This window comes from Nocardioides sp., assembly GCF_030019515.1.
Classification (GTDB): domain Bacteria; phylum Actinomycetota; class Actinomycetes; order Propionibacteriales; family Nocardioidaceae; genus Nocardioides.
Map to the genome: position 1 here is coordinate 21845 of NZ_JASEEQ010000018.1, position 24114 is coordinate 45958.

The 24114-nt window shown below is 73.7% G+C and carries 20 protein-coding genes; 5 read left to right on the forward strand and 15 right to left on the reverse strand.

Annotated features, from left to right (window positions below; genetic code table 11):
* Positions 1–62: 62 nt before the first annotated feature.
* Together QMC84_RS20075 and QMC84_RS20080 are read left to right on the forward strand one after the other, a co-directional pair.
* Positions 63–746, forward strand: a complete 684-nt coding sequence (locus QMC84_RS20075) for a methyltransferase (protein ID WP_300377977.1) — start codon at positions 63–65, stop codon at positions 744–746.
* Positions 743–2143 (forward strand): class II fumarate hydratase, encoded by a 1401-nt coding sequence (locus QMC84_RS20080; RefSeq protein WP_300377980.1) that lies wholly within the window; start codon positions 743–745, stop codon positions 2141–2143. Before QMC84_RS20075 ends, QMC84_RS20080 begins: the two co-directional genes overlap by 4 nt.
* A gap of 98 nt (positions 2144–2241) precedes the next feature.
* On the opposite strand, the gene QMC84_RS20085 is transcribed toward QMC84_RS20080, so the two are convergent.
* The 3 genes from QMC84_RS20085 to QMC84_RS20095 all read right to left on the reverse strand — a co-directional run bounded on the left by QMC84_RS20085 (position 2242) and on the right by QMC84_RS20095 (position 5605).
* Positions 2242–2910: a lytic transglycosylase domain-containing protein gene (locus tag QMC84_RS20085; protein WP_300377983.1), complete on the reverse strand. Its 669-nt coding sequence runs from the start codon at positions 2908–2910 to the stop codon at positions 2242–2244.
* 242 nt (positions 2911–3152) lie between these two features.
* Positions 3153–4445 carry a PhoH family protein gene (locus QMC84_RS20090; protein ID WP_300378120.1) on the reverse strand — a complete coding sequence of 431 codons (1293 nt, stop codon included), beginning with the start codon at positions 4443–4445 and terminating at the stop codon, positions 3153–3155.
* Positions 4446–4828: 383 nt separating this feature from the next.
* Positions 4829–5605, reverse strand: a complete 777-nt coding sequence (locus tag QMC84_RS20095; RefSeq protein ID WP_300377986.1) for an isoprenyl transferase — start codon at positions 5603–5605, stop codon at positions 4829–4831.
* A 127-nt stretch (positions 5606–5732) separates the two neighbouring features.
* Between QMC84_RS20095 and QMC84_RS20100 the strand changes: the two genes are divergently transcribed.
* On the forward strand, positions 5733–6482 hold the full coding sequence (locus QMC84_RS20100) for a hemolysin III family protein (RefSeq protein ID WP_300377988.1): 750 nt from the start codon (positions 5733–5735) through the stop codon (positions 6480–6482).
* Between the two features lie 15 nt (positions 6483–6497).
* Here the strand turns inward: QMC84_RS20100 and QMC84_RS20105 are convergent, their stop codons facing one another.
* From QMC84_RS20105 to QMC84_RS20130, 6 genes are all read right to left on the reverse strand, one after another.
* Complete coding sequence (locus QMC84_RS20105; RefSeq protein WP_300377990.1) at positions 6498–8015, reverse strand: aldehyde dehydrogenase family protein; 1518 nt, start codon at positions 8013–8015, stop codon at positions 6498–6500.
* A 118-nt stretch (positions 8016–8133) separates the two neighbouring features.
* Positions 8134–10068 (reverse strand): thioredoxin domain-containing protein, encoded by a 1935-nt coding sequence (locus tag QMC84_RS20110; protein WP_300377993.1) that lies wholly within the window; start codon positions 10066–10068, stop codon positions 8134–8136.
* Between the two features lie 130 nt (positions 10069–10198).
* Entirely contained in the window at positions 10199–10996 is a 798-nt protein-coding gene (locus QMC84_RS20115) for an ABC transporter permease (protein ID WP_300377996.1), read from the reverse strand.
* A complete protein-coding gene (locus QMC84_RS20120) occupies positions 10993–11889 on the reverse strand; it encodes an ATP-binding cassette domain-containing protein (RefSeq protein WP_300377999.1) in 897 nt (298 codons plus the stop codon). Before QMC84_RS20120 ends, QMC84_RS20115 begins: the two co-directional genes overlap by 4 nt.
* A gap of 137 nt (positions 11890–12026) precedes the next feature.
* Positions 12027–12683 (reverse strand): response regulator transcription factor, encoded by a 657-nt coding sequence (locus tag QMC84_RS20125; RefSeq protein WP_300378002.1) that lies wholly within the window; start codon positions 12681–12683, stop codon positions 12027–12029.
* Complete coding sequence (locus QMC84_RS20130; protein WP_300378005.1) at positions 12680–13846, reverse strand: sensor histidine kinase; 1167 nt, start codon at positions 13844–13846, stop codon at positions 12680–12682. The genes QMC84_RS20125 and QMC84_RS20130 overlap by 4 nt, the downstream gene beginning before the upstream one ends.
* 169 nt (positions 13847–14015) lie before the next feature.
* On the opposite strand from QMC84_RS20130, the gene QMC84_RS20135 reads away from it, so the two are divergent.
* Complete coding sequence (locus tag QMC84_RS20135) at positions 14016–14210, forward strand: hypothetical protein (protein ID WP_300378008.1); 195 nt, start codon at positions 14016–14018, stop codon at positions 14208–14210.
* 108 nt (positions 14211–14318) lie between these two features.
* Here the strand turns inward: QMC84_RS20135 and QMC84_RS20140 are convergent, their stop codons facing one another.
* Positions 14319–15245, reverse strand: coding sequence for a hypothetical protein (locus QMC84_RS20140; protein WP_300378011.1), 927 nt, complete (start codon positions 15243–15245; stop codon positions 14319–14321).
* A 133-nt stretch (positions 15246–15378) separates the two neighbouring features.
* The gene (locus QMC84_RS20145) at positions 15379–16551 is read right to left on the reverse strand and encodes a cysteine--tRNA ligase (protein ID WP_300378014.1); all 1173 of its coding nucleotides are present in this window, start codon (positions 16549–16551) and stop codon (positions 15379–15381) included.
* Positions 16552–16805: 254 nt separating this feature from the next.
* Between QMC84_RS20145 and QMC84_RS20150 the strand changes: the two genes are divergently transcribed.
* A complete protein-coding gene (locus QMC84_RS20150; protein WP_300378017.1) occupies positions 16806–17738 on the forward strand; it encodes an alkaline phosphatase family protein in 933 nt (310 codons plus the stop codon).
* 377 nt (positions 17739–18115) lie between these two features.
* Here the strand turns inward: QMC84_RS20150 and QMC84_RS20155 are convergent, their stop codons facing one another.
* The 4 genes from QMC84_RS20155 to QMC84_RS20170 form a co-directional block, all read right to left on the reverse strand.
* Positions 18116–20815, reverse strand: coding sequence for a GNAT family N-acetyltransferase (locus QMC84_RS20155; protein ID WP_300378020.1), 2700 nt, complete (start codon positions 20813–20815; stop codon positions 18116–18118).
* Positions 20816–21025: 210 nt separating this feature from the next.
* The gene (locus QMC84_RS20160) at positions 21026–21460 is read right to left on the reverse strand and encodes a pyridoxamine 5'-phosphate oxidase family protein (protein WP_300378023.1); all 435 of its coding nucleotides are present in this window, start codon (positions 21458–21460) and stop codon (positions 21026–21028) included.
* A gap of 206 nt (positions 21461–21666) precedes the next feature.
* Positions 21667–23049 carry an MBL fold metallo-hydrolase gene (locus QMC84_RS20165; RefSeq protein WP_300378026.1) on the reverse strand — a complete coding sequence of 461 codons (1383 nt, stop codon included), beginning with the start codon at positions 23047–23049 and terminating at the stop codon, positions 21667–21669.
* A gap of 129 nt (positions 23050–23178) precedes the next feature.
* The gene (locus QMC84_RS20170; protein ID WP_300378029.1) at positions 23179–24060 is read right to left on the reverse strand and encodes a universal stress protein; all 882 of its coding nucleotides are present in this window, start codon (positions 24058–24060) and stop codon (positions 23179–23181) included.
* Between the last annotated feature and the right edge of the window lie 54 nt (positions 24061–24114).

The following is a 24114-nucleotide window of genomic DNA, read 5'->3' on the forward strand; positions in this document are numbered from 1 at the left end:
CGCCGCGACGCCCTACGGTGGGAGCCGGGGTTCCACTGTCCGGATGACGTCGCGGAGGTCGCGTGGAGTACGTCGAGATCGCCCGCGCGGAGACCGAGCGGGGCGAGCTGGTGCTGCGCGAGCGCCGCGACCCGCACGCGCCGACGTCACTGGAGCTGCGCGCCAACGGCGTCTTCGTGATGGACACCCTCGAGGTCGGGTCCGAGCAGGCACTCGCGCAGGCCGCGCTCGCGCAGGTCGAGCACCCGCGGGCGGTGGTCGTGGCCGGGCTCGGCCTCGGGTTCACGATGCACGCGGTGCTCGCCGACCAACGGGTCGAGAAGGTCGCCGTCGTCGAGATCGAGCAGGCGCTGGTGGACTGGATGCGGGCCGGCACCATCCCGCACGGCCCCAGCCTGCTCGCGGACGAGCGGGTCACCGTGGTGGTCGCCGACATCGCCAAGGCGATGGCCGAGGCGCGGCCCGCGGCGTACGACCTGATCCTGCTCGACGTCGACAACGGCCCCGGCTACCTGGTGCACGACGTCAACGCGGCGCTCTACGAGCAGCCGTTCCTCGAGGCCGCCGCGCGGACGCTGCGGCCCGGCGGCGTGCTGGCGATCTGGTCGGCGGCCGAGGCGCCGGTCCTGAGCCGGACCATGGACTCGGTGTTCGGCAACGTCGAGGCCACGCCGTACGACGTGCTGCTGCAGGACCGCGACCAGCAGTACTGGCTGTACGCGGCCCGGGTAACGTCCGAAGCATGACCTCCCCCGACCACACCGAGGACTTCCGCGTCGAGCACGACAGCATGGGCGAGGTCCGCGTCCCCGCGGACGCGCTCTGGCAGGCCCAGACCCAGCGCGCGGTCGAGAACTTCCCGATCAGCGGCACCCCGATCGAGCCCGCGCTGATCCACGCCATCGGGCGCGTGAAGGCGGCCGCGGCCGCGGTGAACGCCGAGCTCGGGGTGCTGGACGAGGCCCGGGCCGCCGCCATCGGCGCGGCGGCCGACGCGGTCGCAGCCGGCGAGCACGACGCGGAGTTCCCGATCGACGTCTTCCAGACCGGCTCGGGCACCAGTTCCAACATGAACGCCAACGAGGTGATCGCCACCCTCGCCCAGCGGGCCGGCACCGAGGTGCACCCCAACGACCACGTCAACGCCAGTCAGTCGAGCAACGACACGTTCCCGACCGCGATCCACGTCGCGTCGGCGCTCGCGGTGACCGGCGACCTGCTGCCGGGCCTCGGGATCCTCGAGGCGAGCCTGCAGCGCAAGGCCGAGGAGTTCGCCGGCCTGGTGAAGTCGGGGCGCACGCACCTGATGGACGCCACGCCGGTGATGCTCGGGCAGGAGTTCGGCGGCTACGCCGCCACGGTGCGGTACGCCGCGGAGCGCCTCGGGTCGGTGCTGGCCCGGGTGCGCGAGCTGCCCCTGGGCGGTACGGCCGTCGGCACCGGCATCAACACGCCGCCCGGGTTCGCCGAGCGGGTGATCGCAGTACTCGCTGAGACGACCGGCGAGCCGTTCACCGAGGCGCGCGACCACTTCGAGGCCCAGGGCACCCGCGACTCGCTGGTCGAGCTGAGCGGGGTGCTGCGCACGATCGCGGTCGGGCTGATCAAGATCTGCAACGACCTGCGGTGGATGTCCTCCGGGCCGACCACGGGTCTCGCCGAGATCCACCTGCCGGACCTGCAGCCCGGGTCGAGCATCATGCCGGGCAAGGTCAACCCGGTGCTGCCCGAGGCGACGCTGATGGTGTGCTTCCAGGTGATCGGCAACGACGCGGCCGTCACCGCCGCCGGCGCGAGCGGCAGCTTCGAGCTCAACGTCGCGATGCCGGTCATCGCCCGCAACGTGCTGGAGTCAGCGCGCCTGCTGGCCGCGAGCTCACGCGTCCTCGCCGAGCGCTGCGTGGACGGCATCACCGCCGACGCCGGCCGGATGCGGCAGTACGCCGAGTCCTCGCCGTCGGTGGTGACGCCGCTGAACAAGCACATCGGCTACGAGGCCGCGGCCAAGATCGCCAAGCAGGCGCTGGCCGAGGGCGCGACGATCCGCGAGACGGTGCTCGCGATGGGCTACGTCGAGCGGGGCGAGCTCACCGAGGCGCAGCTCGACGAGGCGCTCGACGTGGAGTCGATGACGCACCCCTGACGCGGTGGCGGTTTCCCCGGCCGGCCGGGGAAGTTGCCACTTGTCGGCCGAAACTTCGGCCGACAAGGTCAGGCATTGGCCGACAAGTCGGGCTCCGATCAGTACCAGCCGACCGACTGGGAGTGGCCCCACGCGCCGCACGGGCTGCCGTAGCGGTCCTGGATGTAGCCGAGGCCCCAGGTGATCTGGGTGACCGGGTTGCTCGCCCAGTCCGGGCCGGCGGAGGCCATCTTCGAGCCGGGCAGCGCCTGCGGGATGCCGTGCGCGCCGGACGAGGCGTTGTGGGCGCTCGGGCTCCAGTTGCTCTCCCGGGTCCACAGCGCGTCGAGGCAGCCGAACTGGTCGGCACCGAACCCGAACTGCGGCATCAGGGCCCGGGCGATGTCGCGCGGGTCGCCGTCGGCGACGTCCACCGAGCGGGTGACCGCTCGGCCGCCGTCGACCGCCAGCGCGGCCTCCTTGGCCGGGTCAGCGGTGTCGCGGCGGTCCGCCGACGTACGGGAGACCGAGCCTCGGGACACCACCGGCTCGCGGTCGGCGACCTGGCCGCCGGACAGCGGCCCGGTGACGTTGTCGCCGAGGTCCTGGGCCGCGGCGCTGATGCCGGACGGCGAGCTGAGCACGCCGCCGGAGACCGCCACTCCGGTCGCCGCGACGGCGACCGAGGACATCACCACGGTGCTGCGCAGGATCCTGCGCGGCGCTGCGGTGAGGGTCGGCTCCGGGACGTGCCGGTGCCTCGGTTCGTACTTCGCGCGTTTCGACAAGGGCTCGTTACTCGGGTAGACGACGTCGGTGGTACCCCCCGGACCACCGACTCCCGAGGTCGGTAGGTCACGAAAAGATCACGGGCCACCATGCCGGACGAGGCCGACGTGTGCAAACCGAACGGCGGAGATTGTGAGCAACGAGCCCCGGTTCGGGACTTTGGTCCCCTCCTGGAGACTCCCACCAGTCACAGGAGCACCACGCGCCCCAGCGCTCGGTCAAAGCCTGCACCGGGCACCCGTCAGAGCGTGACGTTCTCCAGCATCTCGGTGACGAGGGCGGCTATCGGGGAGCGCTCGGAGCGGGTCAGGGTGACGTGGGCGAACAGGGGGTGGCCCTTGAGCTTCTCGACCACGGCCACGACGCCGTCGTGGCGGCCGACGCGCAGGTTGTCGCGCTGGGCCACGTCGTGGGTGAGCACCACCTTGGAGTTCGCCCCGATCCGGGAGAGCACGGTGAGCAGCACGTTGCGCTCGAGCGACTGGGCCTCGTCGACGATGACGAACGCGTCGTGGAGGGACCGGCCGCGGATGTGGGTCAGCGGCATCACCTCGAGCATGCCGCGGTCGAGGACCTCCTCGATCACCTCGCGCGAGGTGATCGCGCCCAGGGTGTCGAAGACGGCCTGCGCCCAGGGCGACATCTTCTCGGACTCCGAGCCGGGCAGGTAGCCGAGCTCCTGGCCGCCGACCGCGAACAGCGGCCGGAACACCACGACCTTCTTGTGCTGGCGGCGCTCCATCACCGCCTCGAGGCCGGCGCACAGCGCCATCGCGGACTTGCCGGTGCCGGCCCGGCCACCGAGGGAGACGATGCCGACCTCGGGGTCGAGCAGCATCTCCAGCGCGATCCGCTGCTCGGCCGAGCGGCCGTGGATGCCGAACGCCTCGCGGTCGCCGCGCACCAGGTGCACCCGCTTGTCCGGGCCGACCCGGCCCAGCGCGGTCCCGCGGTCGGAGAGCAGCACCAGGCCCTGGTGGCAGGGCAGGTCGCGGGCGGCCTCGAGGTCGAGCACGCCGTCGTCGTACAGCTCGTCGAGCTCGGCGGCGATGACGTCGAGCTCGGCCATGCCGGAGTAGCCGGAGTCCGAGTCGCTGATCGCCTCGGCGCGGTACTCCTCGGCGTCCAGCCCGACGGCCGAGGCCTTGATCCGCAGCGGCAGGTCCTTGGAGACCAGGGTGACGTCGTACCCCTCGTTGGCGAGGTTGCGCGCGACCGCGAGGATCCGGGTGTCGTTGTCGCCGAGCCGGAAGCCCGAGGGCAGCGAGTCGGCGTCGGTGTGGTTGAGCTCGACGCGGATCGTGCCGCCCTCGTCGCCGACCGGCACCGGCTCGTCGAGGCGGCCGTGGATGATCCGGAGCTCGTCGAGCATCCGCAGCGCGGTGCGCGCGAAGAAGCCCAGCTCGGGGTGGTGCCGCTTGCCCTCCAGCTCGGTGATCACCACGACTGGGAGCACGACCTCGTGCTCGGCGAAGCGGCGCAACGCACCGGGGTCGGCCAGCAGCACGCTCGTGTCGAGCACGTAGGTGCGCACGCTCGTCGAGGTCCGGGCGCGGGGCCGCGCGGTGGTGGAGGTGGGAGCGGAGCGGTGCGACTTCGTAGCCTGCGGCACGGTAACCCCTTCGCAGGCCGGCGCGTGCACTCCTCGCCCCGGCCGTACTTCAAGCAGACGGACCGGAACGAGCCCGAGCGCCGGAGTGCCGGCTCCCGGTCGCACGGCAGTCCCGCCGCCGTGCTGTGCAGTCGTGAGATCTCACGAACGGGCCTCCCGATACGGCGAGCTTCCCCACCCACCGATACGGCGAAAGTACGCCGCCCGTCGGGTGTTTTCGGGCGACACGCCCGGACGCGCGGGCGAACGTCGGGTGGCCAGCCCGGCCTTGACCGGCGCGTCTCGTCGGCCGGCCGACGAACCCCTCAGGCGCCGTACCGACGCTCGCGCAGGGTGTAGGCGCGCAGGGCGCGCAGGAAGTCCACGCGCCGGAAGTCGGGCCAGTACGCCTCGCAGAAGTAGAACTCCGACTTCGCGCTCTGCCAGAGCAGGAAGCCGCCGAGCCGCTGCTCCCCGGAGGTGCGGATCACGAGGTCGGGGTCGGGCTGGCCCTTGGTGTACAGGTGGTCGGCGATCGACTCGACGTCGATCATCGAGGCGAGGTCCTCGAGCGAGGTGCCGTTGGCGGCGGCCTCCTGGAGCATGGAGCGTACGGCGTCCGCGATCTCGCGGCGGCCGCCGTACCCGACCGCCACGTTGACCAGCATCCCGTCGACGTCGCGGGTGGCCTCCGCGGCGGCCTTGAGCCGCTCGGCCACCGACGCGGGCAGCAGGTCGAGGGCCCCGACCGGGTGCACCCGCCAGCGCCGCTGGTCGGCGAGCGAGTCCACCGCGTCGGCGATGATGCCCAGCAACGGCGCCAGCTCACGCTCGGGTCGGTTCAGGTTGTCGGTGGAGAGCAGCCACAGGGTGACGACCTCGGTGCCGACGTCGTCGCACCACCCCAGCAGCGGCTCGATGTTCGCCGCGCCGGCCTGGTGCCCGTCCGCGGTGTCCCGACCGACGGCCTTGGCCCAACGCCGGTTGCCGTCGAGCATCACCCCGATGTGCTTGGGCAGGTTCTCCGACGGCATCCGGCGCAGCATCCGTGCCTCGTACGCCGGGTAGAGCACCCGCCGGAGCCCGCGCTTCCAGTCCGCCACGAGTGCGATGGTACCGGCGGCCCCGGCCTTCTCGTGACGCTCGCGACGACGTGACGTTCGCCGCCCCGCACGCCCGGAACGGCCCGATCTGGGATTGCGGTGACCGTACTGCGGGTACGGTTCCCCCATGAACCAGCCGATGGAGCGGGCGGTGGGCCGGGCCCTGACCGGCAAGGACGCCATGCGCGCGGGCCTCGACCAGCTGCAGGAGGCGGTCGCCGACCTCAAGCCCCGGCTGCGCGGCTGGCTGCACCTCGGCATCGCCCCGCTGACCCTCGCCGCGGGCATCGTGCTGGTCACCCTGGCGCCCACGACCCCGAGCCGGGTGGCGGCGGCGCTGTTCACCGGCTCGGCGCTGGTGCTGTTCACGGTCTCGGCGATCTACCACACCGGCACCTGGTCGCCGCGGACCTGGGCGTTCCTGCGCCGCTTCGACCACGCCAACATCTTCTTGCTGATCGCGGGCTCCTACACGCCGTTCAGCGTGCTCCTGCTGGAGGGCACCACGCGCGTCGCGCTGCTCGCGACCGTCTGGAGCGGCGCGGTGCTCGGCGTGCTGTTCCGGGTGTTCTGGACCGACGCCCCCCGCTGGCTCTACGTGCCGATCTACATCGCGCTCGGCTGGGCCGCGGTGTTCTTCATGCCGGCGTTCTTCGACGGCGCCACCCGCCTCGGCGTCGGTGTCGGGGTCGCGACGTTCGTGATGATCGTCGTCGGCGGCGCGCTCTACACCGTCGGCGGCGTGGTCTACGGCTTCAAGCGGCCCAACCCGTGGCCGCGCTGGTTCGGCTTCCACGAGGTGTTCCACACCTTCACGATCCTGGCGTTCGTGAGCCACTACGTGGGCGTGTCGCTCGCGACGTACAGCCTGCGCTGACGCCCCGGGGCACGGTCAGCCTCGGCCGTGCAAGACCTTGACGATCGCGGCGAGCCGCCGGTCGGCCTGCTCGGTGCGCTCGAAGGTGGTCAGCGCCAGGGCCGGCTTGAACCGCTGCCGGGCGATCGCCTTCGCGTAGGTGAACTCCTTGAGGCCCTCCGGCCCGTGGATGCGCCCGAAGCCGGAGTCGCCGACGCCGCCGAACGGCAGGCTCGGGATCGCCGCGAACGAGATCACCGCGTTGATCGCGGTCATGCCGGACCGGATCCGCTCCGCGATCGCCATCCCGTTGTCCTTGCTGAACACCGTCGCGCCCAGGCCGTACGGCGTCCCGTTGGCCAGCTCGACCGCCTCGTCCATGTCGCGCACCTTCGCGATCGTCATGGTCGGACCGAACGTCTCCTCCTGGACCGCCGCGGAGTCTTCGGGCACGTCCACGAGGATCGTGGGCTGCACGAACCGCTCGCCCACCGCGTCCGCGCCGCCGACGACCGCGCGGCCGCCACGCTCGAGCGCGTCGTCGATGTGGCGCCGGATCACGCCGAGCTGGCCCGGCATCGTGATCGGGCCGATCTTCGCGTCGTCGCCGCCCTCGGCGCTCAGGCCCTGCGCCCTGCGGGTGATCTCCGCGAGGAACTCGTCGTACACGCGCTCGTGCACGTAGACCCGCTCTACGCCGGCGCAGGTCTGGCCGGCGTTGCTGCACGCGCCCCACAGCGCGGCGTCGGCGGCGGCCGGGACGTCGGCGTCGGCGTCGACGATGAGCGGGTCCTTGCCGCCCGCCTCGATGACGACCGGGGTCAGCGTCTCGGCGCAGGCGGCCATCACCTTCTTCCCCGTGCCGGTCGAGCCGGTGAACGCCACCTTGTCGACCCCGGAGCGGCACAGCGCGGCACCGGTCTCGCCGCGGCCGGTGACGACCTGGAGGACCGGTCGCCCGACGCACTCGCCGAACGTGCGGGCCAGCCACTCGCCGACCGCCGGGGTGTACTCGCTGGGCTTGAACACCACCGCGTTGCCGGCGGCGAGCGCGTAGGCGATCGAGCCGAGCGGGGTGAACACCGGGTAGTTCCACGGGCCGATCACGCCGACGACGCCGAGCGGGCGGAACTCCACGGTCGCGGCCTGGTTGACCATCAGCATCCCGGGCGAGACCCGGTGCCGCCCCAGCACCTTGCCGGCGTGGCCGGCGGCCCAGGCGAGGTGGTCGATCCCGAGCGTCGCCTCGAGCATCGCGTCGGAGCGGGGCTTGCCGGTCTCACGGTGCATGAGCTCGGCGAGCTCAGGCATCCGGCGGGTGATCGCCGCCTTCCAGGTGGTCAGGTAGACCTTGCGGTCCTTGAAGGACAGGGCCGACCACCACTCGGCCGCGGACCGGGCACGCTCGACGGCCGCGCGCACCTCTGCCTCGCCGTGCACCGGGAAGGTCCCGACGACCTCCCCGGTCGCGGGGTCCAGCGACTCGAACGTCGAGCCGGAGGGGGCCGGCTGACCGGGTTGAGAGGACTGCGGGCGGGCCGGGGCCTGGGTCATGGGTGCTCCTGGGGGGTGACCGACGCGATTGTCACAGTGTCACTGTCACGGTACCCGGCCAGGCGGCGCCAGGAAATGGGTCGTGCGGCTGACCGCACGACCGGCCACACGACCGGCCTCAGCGGAGCGCGGCGTCCAGCTCGTCGACGCTGGTCACGGGCCGCTCGCACACGAGGTGGCGGCACACGTACGCCGCCGCGCGGCCGTCCACCGGCGTGCGCCCGGCCAGCAGCGGGATGTCGTCGTCGGCCGCGTCGGCGACCACGACCACGGCGCCGGGGTGCCGCCGGGCCCGGACCTCGAGCTCGTCGCGCTCCTCCGACCAGTCGCCGACGACCGCGATCTCCACGGGCCCGTCGAGCATCGACTCGGCCGCCGCGAGCGACCACCCGGCGAAGCGGGGCGCCCGCTCGGCGAGCGTCGCGACCGAGGCCAGCGCCGCCTCGGCCGCGTCGCGGTGGCGGCCCGAGCCCGTGAGCGCGGCGTACGTCGCCAGCGCGTGCACCATCGACGAGAGACCCGAGGGGCTGGCGTTGTCGGAGGGGTCGCGCGGCCGGGCGAGCAGGGCCTCGGCGTCGTCGGCGGTGTCGAAGAAGCCGCCGTCCTCGGCGCCGAAGTGGGTGAGCGCGAGCTCCAGGATGGCGCCCGTGCGCTCCAGCCAGACGGCGTCGCCGGTGGCCTGGAGCAGGTCGAGGAAGCCGGCCGCGACGCAGCCGTGGTCCCCCAGCACGCCGGCGGGCGCGCCGACCACGCCGTCGCGGGAGACCCGGCGCAGTCGGCCGTCGACCACGTGGAGCCGCCAGAGCAGCTCGGCGGCCTCGCGGGCGGCGTCGACGTACCCGGCCCGGGCGAGACCGCTGATCGCCAGGCCGTTCCAGGCCGCGACGACCTTGTCGTCACGGGCCGGTCGCGCGCGTCGATCGCGCGCCTCGAACAGCCGGCTCCGGACGCGGGCCCAGCGGTCCGGGTCGTCGGGGTCGACCCGCAGCTGGAGCGTTGAGGTGCCGTGCTCGAAGGTGCCCTCGTCGGTCACGCCCAGCAGCCGGGCCGTCCACGGGCCGTCCTCGGGACCGAGCACCTCGGTCAGCTGTGCGGGGGTCCAGACGTAGTAGGTGCCCTCCGCGCCCTCGGAGTCGGCGTCGAGCGCCGAGGCGAAGCCGCCCTCGTCGGTCCGCAGCTCGGCGAGCATGAAGCGCGCGATCCCCTGGGCGACCCGCTCGCCCAGGTCGGTGCCCCACTCGGCGTAGACGCGCAGCAGCAGGGCGTTGTCGTAGAGCATCTTCTCGAAGTGCGGCACCACCCAGTCCGCGTCCACGCTGTAGCGCGCGAAGCCGCCGCCGAGCTGGTCGTGGATGCCGCCGCGGGCCATCGCCTCGAGGGTCGCGCCGAGCATCTCGCGCTCGCCGTGGCGCCGGAGGAACTCGAGCACCATCGTCGGCGGGAACTTCGGCGCGCTGCCGAACCCGGCGGCGCCCGCGTCGTACTCGAGCGCGAGCGTGCGGACCGCGCCGTCGAGCACCGCCCGCGTGATCGGCGCGCCCCCCGTGGCCAGGCTCGCCGACGACAGGTGCTCGCGCAGGCTCGCCGCGACCCGGCGCACCTCGTCGGAGCGGGTGTGCCACGCGTCGGTCAGCGCCTCCAGCACCTGGCGGAACGCCGGCTGCCCGTGCCGCGGCCGGTCCGGGAAGTAGGTGCCGGCGAAGAACGGGCTGCCCTCGTGGTCCAGCACGACCGTCATCGGCCAGCCGCCGTGCCCGGTCATCGACGTGGTCGCCTGCATGTAGACCGCGTCCACGTCGGGCCGCTCCTCGCGGTCCACCTTCACGCTGACGAAGTGCTCGTTGAGGTACGCCGCCGTCGCCTCGTCCTCGAAGGACTCGTGGGCCATCACGTGGCACCAGTGGCACGCGGCGTACCCGACGCTCAGCAGCACCGGCACGTGGCGGCGCCGCGCCTCCTCGAACGCCTCGGGCCCCCACTCCCACCAGTCGACGGGGTTGTCGGCGTGCTGGAGGAGGTAGGGCGAGGTCGCGGAGGCCAGACGGTTGGGCACCTCGCCACGCTAGCCGTGCGGCCGAGGCACGGCGAGGAGAGGCGCCCTGGCGAGGATGTGCCTCGGCCGGACGCCAAGACCCGGGGAGGACAGGGACACCGGTCCGCAGTCCTCCCCGGGCACTCGACCGCTACTTGACCTCGGCCCGCATCACGAGACGCAGGCCGAGGAGGCCCGGCAGGACCAGCCAGGCGGTCGCGGCGACAGCGAGGTGGGCCCACTGGTCGCCCGCGATGGTCCCGTCGAAGAGGGTGCCCTCGGCGAGGTTGAGGTCCACCCAGGGCCGCACGTCCTGGTACCAGCCCTGGGTCGAGGCCAGCATCTCGGACAGGGTGGGGACCAGGAGCGAGGAGACGAAGTACATCACCAGCGCCACCGGTGAGCTCCGGAACAGGATGCCGAGCATGGTCCCGGTCAGCAGGCACAGCAGGCTGCCGACGACGATCTCCACGCCGTGCGCGAGGGACACGTCCCAGACCTGGTCGGTGCCGGCGATCACCGTCCCGACGATGTTGCCGGCGACCCCGACGACCAGCGCGAACAGCATCGATGCGACGCCCACGCTGACCGACGCGGCGACCTTGGCCACGACGATCCGGTTGCGGTGCGGCACCAGCGTGAACGTGGTGAGACCGGTGCGCTGACTCCACTCCCCGGTGATCGACAGGACGGCGATGATCGGCAGGATCACCGTCATCGGGAAGCCGATCGCCTCGGCGAAGGTGTAGTAGGTCAGCTCCTCGTCGGGGGCGAACAGGATGATCGCCACGGTCGAGAGGAGAGCAGCGATGACGATGCTCGCCATCAGCCAGTAGCCCGAGCGGGTGTCGAACATCTTGCGGAGCTCGACGCGGATCACCCGCGACAGCGGCACCCGGTGGACGGGCGCGTGCTGCTCGAGGGCGGCGTCGAGGACGGTGGTGGTCATGCTGCACTTCCATCTCGTTGTGTGTCTGCGGTGAGCTGGAGGAAGAGCTCCTCGAGACCGCCGTCGGCGGTGCGCAGCTCGGTGAGGGCGAGGCCGGCGTCGCGGGCGAGCAGCCCGACGACGGCGAGGTCGGCGTCGGCGCGGAGCGCTCGGTCCGACGTAGGTGCCGTGGTGAGACCGGCCTCGCGCAGGGTGCGCTCGAGTACGGCCAGGTCCCGCGAGCGGACGATCGTCCCCGCCCCCTGGAGCAGCTCCGCCTTGGCGCCCTGGGCCACGATGCGACCGCGTCCGATCATCACGATGTCGTCGGCGATGACCTCCACCTCGTGCAGCAGGTGGGAGGACAGGAGGACGGTTCCACCGCGGTCGGCGTACCACCGGAGCAGGTCGCGCATCCAGCGGATCCCGGCGGGGTCGAGCCCGTTCGCCGGCTCATCGAGGATCAGCACGGACGGGGAGCCGCTCAGGGCGACCGCGATGCCGAGCCGCTGGCGCATGCCGAGCGAGTAGCTGCCGACCCGTCGGTCCGACTCGGCCTCGGTGAGGCCGACCAGGTCGAGCATCTGCCGGACCTGATCGCCCCGCAGGCCCATCAAGTGCTGGGCCAGGGCGAGGATCTCCCGGCCACTGCGGCCGGCGTGCTGCGCCGAGGCGTCGAGCATCACACCGACCTGGCGGCCGGGGTTGGGCAGGTCCGTGAACCGGCGTCCCGAGATGGTGGCGGCGCCGGACGTGGGTCGGGTCAGGCCGACCATCATGCGCATCGAGGTCGACTTGCCGGCCCCGTTCGGGCCGAGGAACCCGGTGACGCGGCCCGGTCGGGCCGTGAAGCTGATGTCGTCGACGACGGGGCGACCGCCGTACTTCTTCGACAGGGATTCGATGGTGATCATGGGCGAGGGCTCCTGATTGAGGTGATGCCTCGACGCTAGGAGCGGGGACGGGGTGAGCGCATCGTCATCAGGTCGCGTTCGGTCCACGACCACGCCATGACCCGGGGTCCGACCTTGGTCGGACCCCGGCGCCGCCGTCAGCGGTCGGTCGAGTCGAAGATCCCGGTCTGGTAGGCGAGCACGATCGCCTGGGCCCGGTCGCGCAGGTCCAGCTTCTGGAACAGCCGGGTCACGTGGGTCTTGACGGTGGTGTCGCTGATGAACAGCGCCCGCCCGATCTCGGCGTTGGAGAGCCCCTGGGTGATCAGCCGGAACACCTCCAGCTCCCGACTGGTGAGCGTCGCCACGGCTTCCGGAGGAGGCTGCCGGCGCAGCCGGGTGAACTCGCGGATCACCCGTCGGGTGACGGTGGGCGAGAGCAGCGCGTCGCCGTCGGCGATGGTCCGGACGGCGGCGATCAGCTGTTCGGGTGGGTCGTCCTTGAGGACGAAGCCGCTGGCGCCGGCACCCAGCGCCTCGTAGACGTACTCGTCGAGGTTGAACGTCGTCAGGACGAGCACGCGCGCGGTGCCGCCGGTCGCCAGGATCCGCCGGGTCGCCTCCAGCCCGTCGAGCTCGGGCATCCGGATGTCCATCAGCACGACGTCCGGGTGGAAGCGCTCGGCTCGGGCGATCGCCTCGCGACCGTTGCCGGCCTCCGCGACCACCTCGATGTCCGGCTCGTCGGCCAGCAGCATCCGCAGCCCGGCTCGCACCATCGACTGGTCGTCGACGACCAGCACCCGGATCGTCATGACCCGTCTCCGTCCAGCGGAAGCCGCGCGCGCACGGCGAACCCTCCGGCGGGGCCTCGGCCCGCAGTCATCTCCCCGCCGTAGATCTTGACCCGCTCACGAAGGCCCACCAGGCCGTGTCCGAACCCGTCGCCGGGTGCTGCGCCGCGGCCGTCGTCGCGGACCTCGACCCGAAGGTCGTCGGGCTCGTAGTACACGTCCACGTCCGCGCGCTGCGCCTGGGCGTGCTTGAGGGTGTTGGTGATCGCCTCCTGCACGATGCGGTACGCCGAGAGATCGAGTCCGGGCGGCAGCTCGACCGGCTCACCGTGGACCTGCAGCCGGACGGCCAGCCCGGTCGTCCTGACGTCTGCCAGCAGGCCGTCGAGGTCGGCGATGCCCGGGTGGGGCACCAGCTCGGCCGGCTCACCGTCGCGCCGCATCGCCCCGAGCAGGCGGCGCATCTCGGCGAGCGCGGCCCGCCCGGCTCGCTCGACGTTCTCGAGCGCCTCGCGGTTCTCCGCGTCGGAGTCGGGCATCCGGTGCCGGACGGCCCCGACCTGGAGCACCATCACGCTGACCGCGTGTGCCACGACGTCGTGGAGCTCCCGCGCGATCCGGCCGCGCTCCTCCGCGACGGCCACGCGCGCCGCCGTCTCGCGGTCGCGCTCGGCACGGGCCGCGCGCTCCTCGGCCGCCTCGGTCCGCTCGGTGCGCTCGCGCAGGGCATAGCCGGCCAGCCACGCCATGGCGAACAGCAGCGGAGTGGAGATCAGGGCGCCCGACGTGTGCGTGGGGTCGTTGTACATCACGATCGCGCCGCTGCCGACCACGATCGCCAGACCGACCCGCGCCTGGACGGCGTTGCGCTGGTTGCCGAGCAGCAGCGCGGCGCCCAGCCCAGCGACGAACAGGCCCGCCTGGCTGGGGATCATCCGGCCGTCGGCGAAGGAGAGCGCCGCACAGGCCAGCCAGACGCCGGCGGGCGCGCCGAAGGGGAACCACCGGCGCAGCACCAGGGCCAGGATGATCGCGGCGATCGCGGCCCCTTCCCACCAGGCCGCGGCACCGGCGGGGAGGTAGCGGTCGTCGCGACCGAGCGTGCCGACGGCGCTCCACACCGCGGCCACGCCGAGGAGGGCGTCGAGGCCGTACGTCGCCAGCCACCGCCGGTACCGGCTCACGAGCTCAACGTACTCAGCCGCCGCGGTCGGTGCGTCCTACCAACGGAGGAGAAGTCGGCGGCTTCCGGGCGGGATCGGACGACTCGAGCAGGCCGGAGTCCGGTGGCGGCCCCCGATCGCAATAGATACGATCTAGAATGGTTTCAACAACAGAGTAAGGGGTGCCGCCATGCTCGAGCCCACCTACGTGCTCGGCTTCCTCGGCGCGGCGATCACCGTCGCGACCGTGCTGGTCGTCGGGACGTTCGCCGCCGCCGGCCTGATCTTCTCGGGGAGGCGCAGGGGGACGAAGGCGTCCGCGACCCGGCGGCCGGCCGCCGGACCGGCCGCCCGAGCCGGACATCGGCACGGGCACGCCGCCTGACCTGACCTGACCAGCTCTGACCCGGCCTGACCAGGCCCGACCCGGGCGCGCCCTGCCCTGGCGCGGATCCGGCGCGTGGTGGTCCGGGCCGAGACACTGGCGCCGGGCTCAGTACGTCGGTGCACCCTCGTGGCGCCGGTCGATCGTCTGCACGATCCAGAACACCGCCAGGAGCACGATCAGCACGGCCTCGATCAAGAAGGTGCTGTGCCGGCCGTACCAGCCGTCCGCGCCCGCGGCGGCGCCGGTGAGGCCGATCACCAGCGCCGAGCCGACCATGGTCGCGGCCAGCAGCCAGTACGTGGCCTCACACCCGGTCGGGGCACCGCTGTCGGCGCGCTTCTTCACCGCGGCCGCCCCGACGGCGAGCACCACGAACGCGAACAGGGCGACCGCCGACCAGGAGTGCAGTCCGTGGTTGAAGAAGCTGGCGTTGTCGTCCGCGCCGCGATAGACGACCAGGAGGACCACCACCGCCACGGCCGCGCCGAGCCAGGTCACGGCGTACCCGAGCCGACGGGGCCCCGAGGGGGTGGTGCCGCGCCCGACCCGGGCGACCGCAGCGACCGCCGTACCGGCCAGGGCGATCACGATCACGGCGACCAGGACGAGGAAGTTGTTGTGCACGGCCGGCGCGTTCGCGTCGATCAGGGCGTCGTCGAGCGACCTGCCGGGCACCTGGGCGAGGGCGGTCGCCCGCATCCCCGACGGGAGCCCGCAGGAGTTCGCGTCCAGGGTCGGCACGAACGCGACGACCGCGGCGAGGATCCCCGCCAGGTTGAGGAACGCGTCCTCCGCAGGCGTCTTCCCCCACAGCGCGATCATCGCCACCCCGAGAGCGATCAGCGTGCCGACGAACACCGGACGCACGGGGGTGTAGTAGTACGCACTCAGCGAGCGCTGCACGCACCCGTCGACCCGCCTGATCTCCAGCGCGACCGAGAGGCCGAGGCCGACGATGACGGCGACCATGCTCATCCGGATCGCGGCGTAGGTGCGCAGCGCGACCAGCGGTGGCGGTGACGGTGACGCCATGGGACAGCCTCCGAGAGCCGAGGTCCGACCACACTGGCCCGACTCGGCGGCCGGGTCAATCGGGCGCCCGGTCCTCGGCGGGCTGCGAGCACCAGGTGTCGGCGCTGGTCGCCCCGGCCTGCTCCTCCGGTGGTCAGCCGAGGCGGAGCCGGGTGATCAGCCGGCGGGCGGACTCGCCACCCTGCTCGAGGGCGCCGGCGACGGCCGAGGGGACGTCGAGGTCGGCGCGCAGCGCCTCGACGGGTGCCGCGGGGTCGCCGGTGCCGGTCCGGCCGGCCGCGGCGTAGAGCGACTCCAACAGCTGCTGGGCCTCGGTGAGCTGCGCGGCGTCGAAGTCCCACGGCTCGGCGTAGCGGCGGTGCAGCAGGTGCAGCCGCAGCGCGGCGGCCGGGACGTGCTCGAGCAGGTCGTCGACCAGCACCAGGTTGCCGGAGGACTTGGCCATCTTCCGGCCGCCGATGCGGACCTCGCCGACGTGCAGCTGGGCGCGCGCGAACGGCGCGACGCCGCTGACCGCCTCGGCCATCGCGACCTGGTAGGCGTGGTGCGGGAAGACCAGGTCGTCGCCGCCCACGAGGACGTCGACGCTGGGCCCGTGCACGGCCAGCGCCATCGCCGCGCACTCCGCGTGCCAGCCCGGGCGGCCCCAGCCCCACGGACTCGTCCAGGCCGGCTGCTGGTCCGAGGACGGCCGCCACACGGCCACGTCGAACGGGTCGTCCTTGGCCGGATCGTCCGGGCGGTCGCCGTACGCCTCAGCGAGCGCGAGCGCCCGGTCGCGGCCCAGGCCGGTGCGGGCCACGACGTCACGGCCTCGGAACCAGACCGTGCCGTCGCGCTCGTACGCCGCACCCGCGTCGAGGAGCGCCTGGGCCAGCTGGACGACCGCGTCGACGTAGTGCCGGGCCCGCGGCTGGTGCGCCGGCGCGGCGACCCGGAGCTCGCGCATCGACCGATCGAAGTCGGCCTCCTGGGTGACCGCGAGCTCGTCGAAGTGGCTGCCCCGCAGCAGGGCGGCCTCGAGCAGCACATCGTCGACGTCGGTCACGTTGCGGCAGGTGCTGACAGCGACCCCGGTGCCGTCCAGGACCGAGGCGAGCAGGTCCGCCCACACGAACGTCGCGGCGTGCCCGAGGTGGGTGACGTCGTACGGCGTGATCCCGCAGACGTACACGCGCGCCGACCCGACCAGGCGCAGCTCGCCACCGGCCAGCGTGACGCCCCCCGGGGTCTGCGGCGTGGCGCCGACCCGCTGGGCGGCGTCGAAGACCGGGGACGTCAGGTGGCGCAGGTGGTGGGCCGACATGGGGCCAGTCTCGCACCCGGGCGGGAGGCCGCCGGGAGGCCGCCGGGATGCTGCCGGGATGCTGCCGGGAGATCAGCCCCGCGGCGGGCCCAGCGGCGGGTCGAGGTGGGTCGCGAGCTCGTCGTACGACGTCCCGAACGTCTCGCGCACCGCCTGATCTCGCACGCGCCGTGCGCCCGGCCGTGCCGGCGCCGAGCATCGGCCCAGGGCCGCGGGGTCGTCGTCTCGTCGTCGTCTCGTCGTAGTCTCGAGGAATGGTTCGCCGTCCTCTCGCCGTACCGCTCGCCCTCGGCCTCGCAGCCGTCGTGGCGATCCCGTTGGTGGCTGCCGTGGCACAGGCCCCGGCCGCGCCGGCACCGCCCGCCCCCGCGGTGGCGCGGCAGACCACGGCCCGGGGGGCCGCGACGACCGAGGTCACCAAGCTGCTGGTGTTCGTGGTCGAGAACCACTCGCTACAGCAGATGCGCAGGCAGATGCCCTACACCGCGCGGCTGGCTCGCCGCTACGGCTACGCGACGCGCTACCACGCCGTGACCCACCCCTCGCTGCCCAACTACCTCGCGATCGCCGGCGGCGACACCTTCGGGGTCCGCGACGACGCGGCGCCGGCGGCGCACCCGCTGTCCGGTCCCAGCGTGTTCGGGCGGGCGGTGCGGGCCGGCAGCACGGCGCGGCTGTACGCCGAGGCGATGGGGTCGCGGTGCCAGCTCGAGAGCAGCGGCACCTACGCGGTCAAGCACAACCCGTGGGCGTACTTCGCCCACGAGCGGCGACTGTGCCGGCGCGACGACGTACCGCTGCGCCGGTTCGGGCGCGACGTCGACGCCGGGCGGCTGCCCGCGGTCGGCATGGTGATCCCCGACCTGTGCAACGACGCCCACGACTGCGGCCTGGATCGCGCGGACTCGTGGCTGCGCAAGCGGGTCCGCCGGGTGCTCGCCGGGCCGGACTGGTCCGCGGGCCGGCTGGCCGTCGTGATCACCGCGGACGAGGACGACGGCGCCCACGGCAACCGGGTGCTCACCGTCGTCGCGCACCCCGACCTGCGGCACGCGGTGGTCCGCGCGCGGCTCACGCACTACTCGCTGTCGCGGTCGTACGCCGACGTGGCCGGCGTCCGGCCGCTGCGGCACGCGGCCGACGCCCGCTCGCTGCTGCGCCGCTTCGGCCTCAGCACCGCGGGCTGAGGGTCGACCGGACCGGACCTCGGCCCCCGGGCGGGACCAGGGGCGGTCTCGGGCGGGTCCAGGTGGGTCGAGGTGGGTCGAGGTGGGTCGAATGGGTGAGACGGGCCGAAGGTCCCGCCGGAACGTCCCTTTCTGCCCGGGTGGCGGCACGGCTCGCGCCGATAGGTTCGCCGCACGGGGCGGTAGCCGGCCGGCGCTGGAGTAGACGTCGCCATGTTCCTCTGGGCACGCCGGCGCCGCCCCCTCAGGCGTCCGCCGACCGTGCCACGACAGGGGATGGCGCGGTCGGCGGCGACACCGCCGGCCGGGCCAGCGGTGTGCACGCAACCGAACCCGGCCCGCGGACGGTTGCTCGACCACCGCCGGCCCGCCCGAAGTCAGCTGCCGGGGCGCAGCCGCCGCGGGATCCCCGGGTCCGGGATCGCGCAGCGGTCCAGGCGCACCTTGACGTCGACGACCGCGCACGACTCCGGCCCGACGAGCACCGGGTTGAGGTCGACGTCCGCGATCTGCGGGACGTCCTCGGCAAGCGCGCCGAGCTCGACCAGCAGGTCCACCAGGCCGTCGACGTCCGCGGGCGGCGATCCTCGGTAGCCCTCCAGCAACGGCCAGATCCGCAGCGACCGGACCGCGCGCAGCGCGTCGCTACGCGCGACCGGCGGCAGCAGGAAGGTGCGGTCCTGCCACACCTCGACGGCGACACCACCGGCAGCGACCATCACAAGCGGCCCGAAGCGGGTGTCGCGGACCACGCCGAGCGCGATCTCGACGCCTGAGGCGACGCTCTGCACCAGCACGGGCACGGCGGTCTCCCCCAGCTCCCGCTCGAACCCCGCGATCGCCGCAGCGACCTCCTCGGGCGAGGAGAGGCCGACCTTGACCAGGCCGCGCTCGCTCTTGCGCGGGACCGCGCGGCCGGCGACCTTGACCGCCACCGGGTAGCCGAACCAGCCCGCCACCTCGACGGCCGCCTCGGCCCCGGTGACGACCTCGCCGAGGGGGTCCAGTCCGTACGCCGCCAGCAGGCCGGTCGCGTCGGCGACCGAGAGCCAGCCGTGCTCGTCGGTCGCCGCGCCCATCAGGGCGGCGGCGGCCACCCGCGCGTCCTCGGCCCGGTCCCGGTCGACGGCGACCGCGTCCGTGGCCGGGTGGTCGCGCCACTCGGCGTACCGGGCAGCCCGCGACAGCGCCCGCAGCGCGGCGGTGTGGTTGCGGTAGGTCGTGACGCCGGGCAGTCCGCCGGCGGGCGGTCGCAGCCCGCCCATCGGTACCAGCACGAGCGGCTTGTCGGGGTGCCGCGCCCGCACCGCGGCCACGGCGTGCAGGCCCGCAACGGCGTCGTTGGCGCCGGTGGCGACCAGGAGCACCAGGACCGCGTCGACCTCGTCGGAGGCGAGCAGCAGGCCGGCGACCGCGGCGAGGTCGCGCGCGGAGACGGTCGCCCCGGTGTCGACGGGGTTGCCGACGCCGGCGGTCCCGGTGAGGTGCCGCGCGACCCGGGCGCGCAGCCGGTCCGAGAGCTCCGGCACGGCCAGGCCCCAGGCGTCGGCAGCATCCGCGGCCAGGACGCCGGTGCCGCCGGCGTTGGTGAGTACGGCGATCCGGCGCCCGCGCGGCAGCGGCTGCTCGGCGAGCAGCAGCGCCGTCTCGGCCATGTCGTCGGCGCCCTCGCAGCCGATCACGCCGGCCTGCGCGAACAGCGCGTCGACGGCGATCGCCGAGGAGGCCGGGGCCGCCGTGTGCGACGCGCCGGCCCGCCGGCCGCCGGACGAGCGGCCGCCCACGACCGCCAGCAGCGGCTTGCGCTCGGCGAAGCGGCGGGCGAAGCGGGCGAACTTCGGGGCGTTGCCGAACGAGTCGAGGTAGAGCGCGGCGGCCGTGACCCGCGGGTCGTCGCGCCAGGCCGCGAGCAGGTCGTTGCTGGACACGTCGACCTTGTCGCCGAGCGAGACGAACGACGCCACCCCGACGCCGAGCTCCTGAGCGGTGTCGGCGAGCACGACGCCGACCCCGCCGGACTGCGACGCCACGGCCAGTCCACCCGGCGGCGGCACGGAGCCACCCAGCGTGGCGTTCAGGCGCACCTCGGGGTCCAGGCTCATCAGGCCGAGGCAGTTGGGGCCGACCACCCGGATGCTGCGCCGGCGCGCCAGCGCGAGGATCCGGCGCTGCAGCCGGGCCCCCTCCTCCCCCATCTCGCTGAAGCCGGACGTCACGATCACCGCGGCCGGGATCGCCGCGTCGGCGGCGTCCTCGAGCACGGCCAGCACCCGGCCGGGCGGCACCGCGATCACCACCAGGTCGACCGGCGCCGGCAGGTCGCTCAGGCGGCGTACGGCGAGGATCCCCTCGATCTCCCGGGCCCGCGAGTGCACGACGTGCAGGCCGCCGGTGTAGCCGCCGGCCACGACCGAGCGCACGATGGCGGCCCCCAGGCCGCTGCCGTCCGCGCGTGCGCCGACCACGGCCACCGACCGCGGGTAGAGCAACGGTCGCAGCGACCGGGCCTCCGCCTGGCACTCGCGGTGGTCGGCCGCGGCGACCGCCTCGGCGGAGGCCACCGTGTCCATCTCGACGGCGACGGTGGCGCCGTCGTTGTGGCGGACCACCGCGAACCCGGCGTCGATGAAGACGGCGAGCATCGCGCGGTTCTCCCAGAGCACCTCGGCGACGAAGCGCCGCACGCCGCACTCCCGGCACGCCGCCGCGAGGTGCTCGAGCAGCAGGCTGCCGACTCCCAGCCCCTGCAGGTCGTCGGCGACGAGGAAGGCGACCTCGGCCGCCCCGGGCTCGACCGGCTCGGCGGTGGCGAGCGCGCAGATTCGGCCGTCCCGCTCGAGGACCAGGGAGCGGGTGTCGGGCGCGTCGCGCAGGTGCTCGACGTACTTCGTCGCCGCGTAGCGGCTCGGGCTGAAGAACCGCAGCCGCAGGCTGTCGTCGGACACGCCCTCGTGCAGCTCGAGGAGCCCGGGGAGGTCGGCGGGGGCCAGCGGCCGGATCACGGCGATGGTCCCGTCGCGCAGCAGCACGTCGGCGGGCGCCGGCTCGACGGCCGGCGCCGGCATGGGCATGGGCATGGGCATCGGACCTCCCGTCGTCGCACCCGGTTCGACGTGCCGCTCTCGGCCCGTCACTCCGAGGGTCCGCGACGCCGGGCCCCCGGCGCAGAGGACAAGGTCCCGCAGGCGGGGGATGCTCGCCCGGGCCGCGCTCGACGGCGCGGCACGGTACGGCAGCTACCGCCCGGAGACGGAGTGGCCGACCTGAGGCGCACCGGGCCCGGTCGGTCAGTCGTCCTCGTCGTCCTCCTTGTGGAGCAGGAACCGGCGACCGGTGACGATCGCGGGCATCAGCTCGACGTGGTCGTACTTGAACGAGGGGATCCACGGGTGGATCCGCAGGCCGGCGAGCCGGTGCTGCTCGCCCTCGTCGAGGTGGCGCAGGTGGCCGCGCACCATGACCGACCAGGCGGCGTCCTCGCCGAACCAGTCGATCTCGAAGGCGACCTCGGACTCCAGCTCGGCGGCGAGCAGCTTGTTGCCCGCCGCGGTCCGGAACAGGATGGCCCGGCCCTCGACCGCGTAGTTGATCGGTATCAGGTGGATCTCGTCGACCAGGCGGTACGCCAGGCGCCCCACCTCGGCCGCCGAGAGCAGGTCCCAGCACTCGTCGGCGGTGAGCTCCACCATCGGCTGGTCATCGGTGAGCTGCTGCTGTGTCATCGTGTCGCCTCCGTCCGTCCTGTTGCCGTCCTGTTGCCGTCGTGTGGCCGGCGCGTTGCCGGTGAGGTGGCCCGGTCGTGCGCCCACCGCATGGCTCGTGGGTCCAGGGAACCCCCGCCGGCCGTCCGGAGGTCAGGGCCCAAGGTCCCTCGGCCGCAGGCGACGGTCACGACCGGCGCCGCACCGCCGGCCGATCGATCCAGCAGTCAGTCCAGCCGGACCCGCTCCCCGAGCCGCGGCACGACAGCGGGCCAGCCGAGGTCGGCGCCGATCCGGCGGGCCAGCGCCGCCGACGCGGACGGCTCGCCGTGCACGACGTACACGATCTCGGGCGGCTCGGGGGCGCGGCCCAGCCACCCGATGATGTCGTCGGCGTCCGCATGCACCGAGAAGTACGGCACGTCGACGATCTCGGCGCGGACCGGCACGTAGCGCCCGTGCATCTTCACCTGGCGGGCGCCGTCGAGGAGCTGGCGGCCGCGGGTTCCGACCGCCTGGTAGCCGGTGAGCACCACGCTGTTGCGCGGGTCAGGGAGCTGGTGAGCGAGGTGGTGCACGACGCGACCCCCGGTGGCCATGCCGGACGCCGACACCACGATGCACGGCTCGCCGGGCCGGTTGAGCCGCATCGACCCGGCGGCGTCCGGGACCGCGCTGACGTGCATCGCGCCCAGGGCGACGCGGACCTGATCGAGGTCGGGGCGCAGCTGCGCCGATCCGGTGTCGAGAGCCTCGCGGTACACGGCGAGGGCCCGCAGCGCCATCGGGCTGTCGAGGTACACCGGGACCCGCGGCACCTCGCCGGCCTGCATCAGCCGGTGCAGCTCGAGCAGCACCAGCTCGGTCCGGTCGACCGCGAACGCCGGCACCAGCACGGTGCCGCCCCGGCCGATGGTGCGGCGCACCGCCGCCGCGAGGACCTCGGGGTCGGCGGGCGGGTGGCTGCGGTCGCCGTACGTCGACTCCACGACGACCGCGTCGGCCACGGGTGGGTCGGCGGGTGCGCGCAGGATCGGGTGGTGGTCGCGGCCGAGGTCGCCGCTGAACAGGGTTCGGCGGCCACCCGCCTCGAGCAGCACGGTCGACGACCCGAGGATGTGGCCCGCCGGGTGCAGCACGGTCCGGACGCCCGGGGCCAGCTCGACCACGGTCCCGAACTCAGTCGGCTTCAGCAGCGGCAGGGTGCGCTCGACGTCCTCGAGGTCGTAGAGCGGCAGCGCAGGACGGTGCTTGGAGTAGCCGCCGGCGTTGGCCTGACGCGCGTCCTCCTCCTGCAGATGGGCGCTGTCGCGGAGCACGATCTCCACCAGCTCGGCGGTGTCGGGCGAGCAGACGATCGGGCCGTCGAAGCCCTCCTTGACCAACCGCGGCAGGAACCCGCAGTGGTCGAGGTGCGCGTGCGACACCACAGCCGAGCCGAGCCCGGAGGCCGGTACCGGGAACGGGGACCAGTTGCGGCGTCGCAGGTCCGCCAGGCCCTGGTAGAGCCCCGCGTCCACCAGCGTCCGCGAGGTGTCGGTGTCCACCAGGAACTTGCTGCCGGTCACCGACTCGGCGGCGCCCAGGAACGTCAGGACCGGACTGCTCACCTGGCTCCTCCTTCGGCTCTCACTCGACGTCCTCGGCCCGGCGAGGACGCCGACGGCGGGGCCGGGCTGCCCCGTTGGGCCCGGCCCCGCACGCTCATCGGCCCCCCGGTCCTCGCCTCCGTCCTGGGCTCAGCGCCCTCGGTCGACCACCAGCACGGGGCACTCGGCGTGGTGGAGCACCGCCCGGGTGATCGGCCCGAGGTGGGCCGCCAGCGGGCGCGCCGCCGGACGGCGGTTGAGGACCAGTACCGACGAGCGCTGGGTGGCGCGGACCAGCGCCTCGACCGGCCGGGCCCAGTGCACGTCGCAGGTCACGGAGTCCTCGGCGGTCGTCACGTCACCGAGCGCGGTCTCGAGCTCGCGCCGGGTGTCGTCGACCCACTGCTTGCGGGGGTAGCTGGCGAACGCCGCACCCTGGTAGGGCTCGGCGATCCAGATGGCGTGGAGGACGACCAGCTGGTGCCCGGTGTCGCGGGCCAGCTCGAGCGCCTCGACGACCTGGTGCTTGGCGTCCATCGGCTCGTCGACGCCCACCGTGACGGGCAGGTCGGTGCCGACCGCGACGGGCCAGCTGGGTGGGACGACCAGGACCGGGACCCGGGCGTGCGCGGCCACATGGGTGGAGACCGAGCGGGTCACCAGGCGGCCGACCGCCCCGATCTCGCGCGCCTCGAGCACGACCAGCCGCATCTCGCGGCCGCGCTCCACGATCGTGCGGGCCGCGGACCCGTCGACGATCTCGGCGGTGACCGGGACCCGGCCCTCGACGAGGACGCGGACCCGGTCCGCTGCCTCGGTGAGCACCTCGCGGCCGACCCGGGTCAGCTCGCGTTCGAGTGCCTGCTCCGGTTCGAGCTGCGAGGGCACGGGCACGACCAGCCGGTGCGCCACATGCAGCAGCCCGACGCCCACGCCGAGCCGCATCGCCTCGGAGGCGGCCACCTCCAGCGCGCCGTCACCGATCCCGTCGGGACCGACCGCCACCAGGACACCGATCTCGGTCTCGTCCATGACCGACCTCCTTCGCCCTCTCCGTCCACCTTGCTCCGCGGTCCCGGGCCACGG